The sequence below is a fragment of the Anaerocolumna sp. MB42-C2 genome, assembly GCF_030913705.1.
Classification (GTDB): Bacteria; Bacillota; Clostridia; order Lachnospirales; family Lachnospiraceae; genus Anaerocolumna.
On sequence record NZ_CP133190.1, the window covers coordinates 1,490,230 to 1,502,132 of the forward strand.

Here is an 11,903-nt window from a genome sequence, read left to right on the forward strand (position 1 = left end):
TTATAATCTGTGAATTATCATTTATTTGCCTCTAACCATTCATCTAATTGACTTTGCTTTTCTTTAATAATGTTATCCGAACCTGCAGCTTTCAAATCTTTTATGAACTGAGGCAATGCCACTGCAGGATCTACTGAACCGCATTCCAATGCGTTCGCATATTTATCTTTAACATTTTTACATGCAGCAACTTCATTGATTACATTTTCATTATTCCATCCAAATCCTTTAGCTACTGAAACGATAGCTGTTTTGTTATATTCATCGGTTTGTTTCCAAAGATTCGTATCCGATCCTTCCCAAACAGGAGTAATCATTTCATTGAGCCATGCCCATGGATAGCTGGGATAACCTGTGTTAGTTCCGTCAACGCCTTGTGGATAACGTACCATAGTCTTTGCTTCATTGGCAAATTCATAGTGTTTTCCTTCAACACCGTTTACTAATATATTCTGTAATTCAGGATTAGTGTAAATTTCATTCATAACCTGTACGGTTCTTTCCGGTTTTTCACTGTTGTGAGCAACATACCAAAGAATATCGAGTCTGTTCGTGGTTGTATAAGCATCTGTCATTGGTATAACAACTATTTCTTTACTGGAAGCTTTCTCCATCTCCGCTTCGATCCCTGGTTTTACATTCGTAAAGCGTCCAAATGCCTTATTTGAAGCAATCATATTTGCCCAAGGTTCTGTATTGGATGCAGCATCGGGCATAATTAATCCTTTTTGTGCCCATTCATATCTTCTCTCTACAATTTTACGATAGGCATCTGTTTCATACCAGTCTACTACTGTTGTATTATTAGGATCTTTACAATCTTCTAATACGCCCAAATCACCTCCTAATTCATCAACCATAGTCATAGTGTTCATTGATCCGCCGTTAGACATAACTGGGTACATATCCGGATATTTCTCTTTCACTGCCTGTAAAAGCGGTACTAAATCTTCTTCTGTTTTAATATTTGAATAATCAAAGCCTAATTCATCCGCAACTGATTTGACAAAAGCAAAACCCCATGCTACTGCTTTTTCTTTATTGGCTGGTACCGCATAAATACCGTTATTTATTGTTGTACATGCCCAATCTTCTGCACTGATCTGTGCTTTCATTTCAGGTGCATATTCATCCAGATATTGTCCGATTTCAACAATCTGTCCGTTACTTACTGCTGATGTAAAATTACCTCGGTCACTATAGAGCATATCCAGTTTCTCACCGGAAGAAAACATAAGATTTTGCTGCTGTGCATAAGTACCAAATCCAACGCGTATTATTTCAAGTGTTGTATTATACTTTTTTTGTAATATTTCACTTGCCAATGCAGAAACCTCTTCACAATCTTTTGTTCCAGCTGTTCCGGGCAGCATGAGTTTAACGGTATACGGTTCCTGTTTGCTGTAATCTTTCGCCTCTGTTTTGGTTTCTGCTGTTTCTAAAGTATCATCTGCTGCCTTCCCCGTTTCAACTGCAGAACCACTTGTCTTACTGTCGCTTGCTTTATTATCAGCCTTACCACATCCTACAAACAATGTGGTAAGCAGAGTAATTACAAGCAAAAACGTAATTAATTTTTTCATATTTCACTACTCCTCCTTAATATTTTATTAGGTATGTACTTTCTGCTGTCTATAACTAAATTATAGCTAATTTTGTTCAGTGGCTGCTACCCGAAAAGTGACCCAAAGTATTCAATTCATGACTTATAATTGAATACTTTGTAATTCTACTTATGATTTTCTTGTTTGATTTCACTGGGGGATATCCCAAAAATACGTTTAAAGGACTGAGCGAAATGTGAAAAGTTGCTATATCCAACTTTTGAAGCAACTATGCTGACAGAGAAATTTGTTGTTTTCAATAAATGATTTGCAATATTCATCTTCTCCTGCTGGATATAATCTGATAACTTAATTCCTTTTTCCTTTTTAAAGAGTCTTGATAAATATTCAGGATTCAGATAAACAGCTTCTGCAATATCTTTTCTCGTAATATTCTTCTGCATATTCTTATGTATATAATCCAATATTTCATCCATTCGTGATTCATTGACATTTTCTTGATTATCCATGCCTTTCAGATAATTCATTGTAAACACAATCAAACTTTTCATTCGGGCTACCGAAGTATATGAATTCATCAGAGCTTCATAATTATAGTCACTTTCTCCCTCCATATAAAGATCACTCTTTACATTTCCACAATTTTTTATTCCCTCTAAAAATAAATACACATAATCCTTATGGAACTTTCTCAGAGCTTCATCATTCATCCTGCCAGACTGAGTCATACGATCCAGGTATTGACAAGCTTCCATCTTTAGTAAATCATAGTAACCCTCTTTGATGTATTGAGCCCATTTATTACAATCCGGTGAAATATATTCTGTTCCCATCTTTATAGTATTGTCGACTTCCAGAATACCGTCTTTCTTAATTACATTTTGCCTGCTTCTTTTTTCCAGCCTTTTTACCTCGGCAGGTATTTCTGAAAAAATAGTTGTTTTACTTGGATACAAAGCAATTTTACATCGAAACAGCTGTTCTGCAGTCTGCATAAACAAGATCATTTTCTGTTTTAAGTCCAGCCTTTCGTTCTGTTGTTGATATAGAAGAATAAAATGTTCACTATCCAGACAAATAACAATCAATTTACCTATCAATGTTGTAAGTAATTCGTTCCATATATTGTCAATAGCATAAAATAATAGTTCATTTTCCCATCTTTCTCCTTCAAAATCAAACAATTGAATCATAACCATTTCACATGGGCTGTCTACTTTCAAATCATAAGACAGAACAGATATATACTGAACAACTTCTTTCACATCACTTTTCAATGCAAGCAAATATTCTCTCAGAAGACTGCTTAATGTCTCTTTTTCTCTCTTTTTCAAGCCTAAAGCATAATTATAATAACGCTTTACAGTAGTATCGATTTTAATCTGATCAATTGCTTTTTGAAGAGAACTTTCAATTTCTTTATAGGTAACTGGTTGTAACAAATAATCAAAACCCTGCAAATGAACTGCTTTTTGCGCATAGGAGAAATCAGAATGGGCTGTAAGGAAAATACATTTTATAGTATAATGATGTTCTAAAACCCATTCATACAAATCCAAACCGCTTCCCATCGGCATTTCAATATCACAAAGCAATAATTCAATTTGCTGTGTGTGAATGATATTCTTCGCTTCAATAATATTATACGCTGTAAACTTTTTATCGATATTAATCAGTTCCCAATTTACACCTGCCAAAATACCCTCTATTACAGTAGGCTGATCATCCACAATCAACAGATTCATCCTTCATACTCCTCTCTTTTACTTTCCATTGGCTCCTTGGGCACTTTAGCGGGCAAAACCATCTCACATTGTGCTCCTTCCTCCAAATTATTACATTGCAATATTGCCTTATCACCATAAATTAAAAACAAGCGTTGGCAGATATTTGCTATTCCAACGTTATTCTCTGTGTATTGATACGGTGTTTGGGCATTTAATTGTTCCAGTACTTCCTGGCTGAAACCATTTCCATTATCTGTGACTATTATATCCAGCAGATTCTCCTCTTCCATTTTTAATTCAATAATTCGTATTGTTATCTGTAAAGTCTGATTTGTTTTTCTGCCATGTTTGAAAGAATTTTCAACAAATGGCTGAATCAATAATACCGGTATAATACAATCTTTCAGCTGTTCTTCTATTTCAAAATCGCATTCTACATCCTGTTCTAAACTATACTTCTGCAATGAGATATAATTTTTCACGTGGTTAATTTCATCTCCTATTGTCACTAAAGACATATTATCTTTAAAAAAATACCTTAAATAACTGGATATTTGAATAATCATATCCTGCATTTTTTCATAACGTTTCAGTTCTGCCATACCATAAAGGTTTTTTAAACAATTTAGGAAAAAATGCGGTTTTATCTGTAACTGGAGATATTGCAATTCAGCACGGTTTTTCTGTAATCTCCTCTCCCAGGATTCTATTTTAAGGTTTTTGATTTCTATCATCATCTGGTTAAATGTCACATTTACTTCCTGAAATTCTCTTATCTTATAATTAGAATTTACTTTTTCATCAATATTTCCATCCCTGATCTTCTGCATCGTTTTAATCAGATTTTCCATTGGTCTGAAATATGATTTGGATATCAGTACATAACCAATAGGAATCAGTAATACCATAAAAAGAGATAAAATTAAAAGTATTGTCTGTATCCAGTTCATATAGGAGAAATACCCTTTATATGGAATAAAATAAAAAATTCGAACATGCAGCATATCAGAAGATTGATTTACCGCCATATACTTTTTCTCATTTTCTGTCAGGTAGTATTCCTGATCTAATTTTTCTGTCACAAGATCTCTCTCTTCTACCTCGCCCTGTCTAGAAAGCGCCTCACCTTGCATGGTTGTATAATAAAGAAATCCTTCTCCCTCAGAAGTATTCTTAATTTGGTTTTGAATAGTTACACTTAAATCCACAAACAGGAATGTATACCCACCGTTATATCCTAATAGACGCACCAAAAACCCCTCTTTGTTAATACAAAATGGCTGCCATCCCTTCGCACTATTCTCTTTCGGATTTTTTAGGTATTCCTCTACAATCTGACTCATACTTTCTTTGGTTTTTAAAGAATACCTGCTTTCCTGATAAAAAAAACGTTTCAGATTATTTTCTTCAGATACCAGACATACACTCCCTAGATTTTGGTTATTCTTTAACATCGTTTTATATTTTAATCCGATTTCATAGGCGGATGAAAATATGGTTAATTTATCCACCTTATGAATCATATTCGCATGATCATAATCGTTTGCCCAGTAATCAGCAATCGTTTGACTGACCTTCTGCAATTCATATTCCACCTGGGATTGATATAGAATTATCGTATTTTTACCACTTTGTGCAACTTCATTGTTTAAGGTTTTTATTGAATAATAATTATAGTACAAAAGGCAGGAAATCATAGGCATTACAAATATTCCCACTGTAAAGATCAAATGGTTCTTCAACGATGTTGATTTGAATTTCATATGTATTATTCACTTTCTTCCTTTTAATCTTTTACTTTCATGATGTATAAGTTTGACCTGGCTGATATACAAAGATACTTACATTCTTTATCTTTCCAGATCATACAGGCAGGTCTCTTAGCTAATGCTAATGATCTAACCTGCTCACCCCTATAGCAATAGAGTAAATTATCTGATACATAAAGCTCCCCATTCTCTGCAGCAAGGGCACTATATTCCCCCCTGTATACCGCAATCGTTGGATTATGTAAATTGAAGTTCTGATCCACTTTTAATTTTAAAACATATTTATTGTATTCATCAACTGCATAAAAAACCCCATTTTTTTGTACAGCACAAAGCCCTGTTGCTCTTGCCAGAGCAGGATTATTGGTTATTCCCGTTATTCCATCCGGTGCTATATAGCAAGTTTCATCCGGAAGCTGTATCACTGTTTTCATATCTCCATTATCCCTCCACTGATTTACAGGATAATATAATTTTTGTAAAGAGACTTCCGAACGTAACTTAGGTTCTAATTCATAGACTGAGCTTTCTCCCTTTTCTGTGTTCATACTTAAAACACGAATTCTTCTATCTATTCTGAAGAAAGGATAGAAGCATGCTCCAAAATCCTGGCGGGATCTTTCCCCGAATTCTTCTATATTCAACTCCAAAGTCTCTCCCTTTTTTGCGAATTTAACCGGCTTGTATTCAACTACCATAAGTAAATTTCCCAAAGTGTCACATGCCAGGGATAATGGTCTGTAGTGGGTAGATAACAGCAATTCGATTTTAGCAGTTTTCTGATCCCATTTATATACTCTTTTTAATCTAGAATCACAAATATATAAATTACCATTTTCATCTGCACACATAGAATCAATACAATCCAGGTTTTCCAAAATAGCTTTCGGCTCCCAGGATCTATCCGGCATCTGTATATGAGTTTCGGTATCTTCTATCCATAGGTTTGCTAACTGCCAGTATCCTACGGTCTGTTTACTATTGGCATCATAAACAGCATTAAGAATAGTATATTTCATCTGCGTATAATTATGGAAATTCTGAAATTCTATCTTTTTGCAATTCCATGTTCTGATGACAGATTCATATGGATTATCAACCCAAATCACACGGAATGCATACAAATTAGCAAAGATCAGATTCTCACAGCAGGATAATTCAAATGGTTGGCAATAGCTGCCCTCAGCAACTTCCTCCTCTGTTTGAATACCATAGAATTCCCAGTTTGCAACGTGTTTCATTAATATTTCCTGCCTTACATGATGTTCAGAAGATACCTGATACATGATTCCCTTTGTGGCTGTATCTGATATATAAATACCGGCTGCAGCATATGGGCTGGCAGTCCATAAGTTTTTAAAAGTACCTCCACCCTGATTGGTAATCCAAAGACTCCAGTACTGAGAATCCCATTGATAATCTTCATTATAATCCCATGTCCTGGTTTTATTATAAGCAGGTAAATACTCAGTATCTTTATCAATGCGGCCATGTCCGCCTACAAATTTTATATCATAAAGATAAGAAGACATACCGGACTGCCACTTAATAGCAACTGCTCTCGGATTTCTTCCGGCGCAATCAATCCCAATGCTCTGGATTCTGTTCTTCCCATTTACAGGCGTTTCAATCATAGCTTTGGGAGCTCCAATTCCTGCAAACTTATCTGTATTATCCTTTAAAATAATCTGCGTTGCAATCGGAAGGAATCCTAATAACTGTGTATTTTCTTTTAGGCTAAGGGTATCACTAATAAAGTATTTTCCTTGCGGAAAATATAAAATATCTGAATCTTCAATTGCTCTTCTGATTGCCTCGGTATCGTCTGTAATTCCATCTCCAATCGCACCATACTTCTTAATATTGGTCCAGTCCTTTTGAAGCGGTAAGTCAGGAGTATCTGAGACGCAGCTATATTTCTTATCGGGGGTGTTCTGTAATTCCATAACTGTTTTAACTTCCATCTCCGAATTTCCATACACTGCCATTGCACCATGAATAAAGGATTTGACAATATACTGATCTGAATCCGCATGATAGTTTTTTTTACTATCTTTCATATGGGCAAATATCGGTACTGCTTCTGCCAGTATATTTCTCATATTATATTGTGTACAGACATTATTCTCTGAGGCAATTAATATACCGGTAGAAAGATTAGCAAAACAACAATCTTTCATAATTACCTTATCCCAGTAACCATCCATGGATTCTACTGCCACAGGTATTTGTTCAAATACTACTCTGGCCATTGTCATACCGCTTTGTGTACATAGAATACCTGATTTTCTTTGTCTTGTAAAATAGCAGTCCGTCATTACAAATGGCCATCCCGGCGAACATTTTCCTGTATAAATGCCCCAATCACCACCTGAAAAAGATAATTGTTCCATTTCATTTCCTACCGAATGAATACCGGCAAGACCTTCTCCAATCTCAAAATGACAATAGGAAACATAACAATTCTGTGCAAAATGGGCCCGTATTACTACTGCATTGTTATTGCCTGATTCTATTGCAAAGTCTATATTTGATAAAGCGCTATAAAAAGTACCTGGATTAGCATCTTTTACCTCTTCATCCTTCTCAGGCATATTTGCAGTAAACCAGCACATATATTTTGCGGTTTTTATGGTATGCTCTCTATCCAAACGAAAACCTGCTGCATTTTTAATCAATGTAATTTTAGGTCTTTTTATACCAAACCCAAATAATCTTATTCCTCTGGGAATATAAATTGTCTTATTGATATAATAGTCTCCCTCTTGTAGCATTACAATTCCATAACCATATTTTTGTTTAACATGGTAAAGAGTGTTTTGTAATTTATCCGATATATCAATCTTTCCCGGCTCTAATTCCTGTCCGTCATTAACTGTTACAACCTCAACTTTTTCATCCTCTAAACAGCTTTGATAAATGGATCGATAGGTAATATTATTTTTCATTTCAACCCCATGCCTTTCAATTTTAATAGAAAGTTGAAAAAACAAGTTTTTTCAACTTTCCCGACATGATGCCGTTCTGGCGGCATCTCAAACAATGTATGAAGAAGCTTGGAATGAGTACCCTCCGTACTCATTGTAAGGTTCTTCCATTGCGAAAGCGTTTTTCTTTCACCATGCTCACGCATTAAAATTTTACAGCAGTTCCATTATTAGTATAGAAAAAAAGGAATGCAAAAGCCACTTAATCTATGATATAAACTATCACTATAATGACTTTTTATACACCAATTATGATAATCTAATTTCTTTCTATTGATTTCTTAATAACCTTCTGTTAGCTTTGACTTAATAAAATCAAATAGATAAAATTTATTTAAAGAGAAGTGTGAAAGAAATACACTTTCATACTGAGGTTTGCGTTCTAAGAATGAATGCAAACACTCATTCTCAGGACTTGGGGGCAAATTATGAAACAGTTACTCATCAAACAAATACTGGAGGCTCTTGCTGTTGGCGACAGTTTTTCAAAATCAACTGAATTTGCATCAAGAGAACAAATTAAATCCTCCTTTTATTCCATAGAATCCCTATTATTACCTTCTGAATCTCTGGCGCATAAAGATATGCGCTATGGCCAGGTTACAGATGACACTGAGCAAAATATCTTTCTACTTGAGGATTATTGTAAAAGCAGTAGTATTACACCCGAAGTAGCCGCAAACAGCCTGATCCGATGGTATAAGGAATCTGCAGAGCCAGAAAAATATATTGGTCCCAGCTCCAGAAAGGCAATTCTCGCAATAATAGATGGTATGGATATCAGTCTTTCAGGGACTCAAGGGACCTCCTGCGGCGGAATCATGCGTGTACCCTCTGCTTTTTTATGCAGTCCTGATTTAAATTCTCTGCAAAATAATATTATCAGCACGTTACTGCCTACCCATAATACAAATATAGCCATGGAGGCAGCAATAGGCTATGGTTATGCCCTATTTGCCATGACGAAACAATACAGTATAGATAACATCATACAAGCAGCGCTAAAGGGTTGTGAAATAGGTCGGAAGAAAAAAAATGAAGAAATGGATCTGGCCTGTGCTCCTTCCTGTCAGGCTCGTATTCCAGTTCTTCTTCATTATCTGCCGCAATTTAATTCTGATGACATGTTACTAGACTTTTTGTTCTATGTTTTTGGAACTACCATATCTTCCTGTGATGTTTTTATGGCTGCATTTTCCCTGTTTCTTTGGTGTCGCAAGGATGTATATAAAGCGATTCGAATGTCTTCCATGCTTGGCGGTGACACTGATACTATTGGCTGCCTTGCAGCCGTACTCTGCTGTTGTTATGGGAAAGGACATAATATTCCTGAACAGATTGTTCATACTGTAGTATCCTCAAATAATCTTAATCTTGATGACTTATCCCTACAAATATATCAATACAGAAAGAATCAAAACAAGACAAAAAAGAAGGACTCCATATGAAAACTATTCTCATATGCTGCAGCGCCATGTTGATCTTCCAAATATCCATAGTATACTAATTACTCACACGCACCAGGACCATCTATATCCGGAAGATCTCGGTCTTCGCTGCGAGAACTTTTTCCTACTTTTCCTTTGAAACACTTATTTTTTCAAGAAAAGTAGTTAATTCTTCATATCTTTCAACTCTTATTAAGAGGGATTCTCGGCTTTCATTCAAGCGGGCGTCAGTTTTGTCTTACAAATTTTGTATGTACATGGGTTTGCTACTTAATGCAGATGAACAGCCATAAGCCAACAATGCACTGCTCAGAAGAGCAATGATATTATGAAGATAGTTTTATTTCTCGAATCAGGGTATTAATCCCCAAAAACGCGCTTCGAAATAATGTTCGCTTATCGTATTCAGTCTCCCCCTAAAAATTTATACCTCCACGCTGACTACCATTTTTTCTCCATCGTCCAGGACTTCTACGTTTTCATTACTCCATATAGGAAAATCTTTTATTCGTACTCTGTTTCCTGGCAGCAATTTTGCCAAATCAATTACAACTTCTTCGACCAGATGCTCAGGCAATGCTTTATAATTAATTTCTTCAACTAATCGGTGTACCATTTTTTGTAACTTGTCCTGTTTTTAAAGACAACTCTTGCTACACTATTTACATATTCGCCCTCACGTACTTTTAAGAAAGCAATATGTTCAATCGTATCCATAAGTTGATTATGAGCAATTTCTTGTATGATTACATGGTGGCTCTCGTCGTTGCATTTTAATAAAACGCTTCCGCCTTTTCCTTTTGTTTTTAACATTCTCATTATTTCGCTTTCTGTAGCCTGGATAAGAATTACTTCCGATAACCCTCCTTCATAAATACTGCATGGAGTAATTCCATTTTTTCTTAATTTTCCTGCCTTGATCTTGCTATCTCTTTTTTCAATATTTATTGTGTACATAAATTTTCTCCTTTTTTTATTTTGTATGAAGTTATATTTCTTAAAACAACCATTTTAACCACCTCCCTTATTACGCTACCTCTTTGATGTTTGTAATCCCATCTAATCGTTTTATTTAACTTAATACTACTGCATAGTTATTAACACCGTTCCGATTATAGAGGCAGAATAAAAACCAATTCCTATTGCCAGTCCAACAGCTGCGCACTCCAACTATTACCCCCAATCTCTTTTTAAATGATATCTCCTTCATAAATATCTTGTTCTTGGTTTCCAAATATATCTCCTTCACATTCATCCGTATCCAATAACTTATTAACCCGGAGAAAGTAGCGATAAAATTCATCAAAAAACTCTCTTCTCTCCAAAGTTACGGCTTTTTCCCGAATATCCTTTAAAATTTTCTGCATTGTTTTATTACAAAAATAACGGATTTCGATATTTCCCCAGTTATCTGTTGCTGCATCTGCCACAAAATAATTCCAGAAAGATAGTTCCTCAGACGATTCTAATTTAATTCTATATTTTTCATGACTATGGATAATCCCATCTCTGCATAATCTACCGTCAAAATCATTCCTTGCCATAAATACCCCAATAATTTTCCGGTACTTTTCCGTTAGACCATCAGGGCATATTGTTAGCAAGCATGCAGAATTAAGCTGTATTCTTTGAGGAACCCTTGGAAGTCCTCTCTGATTCCCGCTTAAATATACTCCGGTTGAAAGTGTCCATAATGAAAAAGCATTTTCTATTGAATTATTTACAAAACCAAAGGCCGCCTGGGAATTAGGTTTAACTTTTAAATTCCATATCCGCTCGTAAGCCTTTTGTTTTTCCAATTTGATATTTTCACACCTTTTACGTTCTTCCACCAAATTGTCAACCAGTTTGTTTATCTGTTGCTGTTTTCTCTTATTCTTCAAAGTCAAATGTTTCTCGAAGGCATCCGGATAATAAAATTTCTTTTCTCCAACGGGGAAAAGAATGGTAAGTATTCTATCCGCTTTATCAGAAACCTTTCCCTCTCCGAATTTTGTATGATGCACAATTTCTCCTACTAACTGCATCCAAATCTCCTTTCTTGTAAAAAAAGAAGAGCTTTTCATATCCATGTCTTAACGACACAATACCAAAAGCCCTTCTATAATAGACGGTTCTTTTACTGTTCAGTTTATAAATGTATCAATTGTTTTTAATATTTCTCAGTTCCAGTTTCTTTCTACTATACTGCATCTCAACATCCCTCTTGTAAAAAAAGAAAGGCTTTTCATATCCATGTCATAACAACACAATACCAAAAGCCCTTCCATAATAGACGGTTCTTTTACTACTTAATTTATGTGTAGTATATCATGCTTTTATCAAAATGTCAAATGTTGGTGAAAGACAGTTTGTGTCATGTATCGTTGGCATTACTGTTCACTCCCCTGATGTTACTGTTCACTCC

General features: G+C 35.3%; 8 protein-coding genes. 1 reads left to right on the forward strand and 7 read right to left on the reverse strand.

What is annotated here, in order from left to right; genetic code table 11:
• Positions 1–17: 17 nt before the first annotated feature.
• From RBU59_RS06650 to RBU59_RS06665, 4 genes are all read right to left on the reverse strand, one after another.
• Positions 18–1,583, reverse strand: a complete 1,566-nt coding sequence (locus RBU59_RS06650; protein ID WP_308147099.1) for an ABC transporter substrate-binding protein — start codon at positions 1,581–1,583, stop codon at positions 18–20.
• 146 nt (positions 1,584–1,729) lie between these two features.
• Entirely contained in the window at positions 1,730–3,310 is a 1,581-nt protein-coding gene (locus tag RBU59_RS06655) for a response regulator transcription factor (RefSeq protein WP_308147100.1), read from the reverse strand.
• Positions 3,307–5,055, reverse strand: coding sequence for a sensor histidine kinase (locus tag RBU59_RS06660; RefSeq protein WP_308147101.1), 1,749 nt, complete (start codon positions 5,053–5,055; stop codon positions 3,307–3,309). Before RBU59_RS06660 ends, RBU59_RS06655 begins: the two co-directional genes overlap by 4 nt.
• Before the next feature lie 23 nt (positions 5,056–5,078).
• The gene (locus RBU59_RS06665) at positions 5,079–8,009 is read right to left on the reverse strand and encodes a glycosyl hydrolase family 28-related protein (protein WP_308147102.1); all 2,931 of its coding nucleotides are present in this window, start codon (positions 8,007–8,009) and stop codon (positions 5,079–5,081) included.
• A gap of 467 nt (positions 8,010–8,476) precedes the next feature.
• On the opposite strand from RBU59_RS06665, the gene RBU59_RS06670 reads away from it, so the two are divergent.
• Positions 8,477–9,496, forward strand: coding sequence for an ADP-ribosylglycohydrolase family protein (locus RBU59_RS06670; RefSeq protein WP_308147103.1), 1,020 nt, complete (start codon positions 8,477–8,479; stop codon positions 9,494–9,496).
• 424 nt (positions 9,497–9,920) lie between these two features.
• Here RBU59_RS06670 and RBU59_RS06675 read toward each other — a convergent pair whose 3' ends face one another.
• From RBU59_RS06675 to RBU59_RS06685, 3 genes are all read right to left on the reverse strand, one after another.
• Positions 9,921–10,112 carry a hypothetical protein gene (locus tag RBU59_RS06675; RefSeq protein ID WP_308147104.1) on the reverse strand — a complete coding sequence of 64 codons (192 nt, stop codon included), beginning with the start codon at positions 10,110–10,112 and terminating at the stop codon, positions 9,921–9,923.
• On the reverse strand, positions 10,097–10,453 hold the full coding sequence (locus RBU59_RS06680) for a hypothetical protein (RefSeq protein ID WP_308147105.1): 357 nt from the start codon (positions 10,451–10,453) through the stop codon (positions 10,097–10,099). The genes RBU59_RS06675 and RBU59_RS06680 overlap by 16 nt, the downstream gene beginning before the upstream one ends.
• Positions 10,454–10,686: 233 nt before the next feature.
• On the reverse strand, positions 10,687–11,523 hold the full coding sequence (locus RBU59_RS06685) for a hypothetical protein (RefSeq protein WP_308147106.1): 837 nt from the start codon (positions 11,521–11,523) through the stop codon (positions 10,687–10,689).
• Positions 11,524–11,903 lie beyond the last annotated feature (380 nt).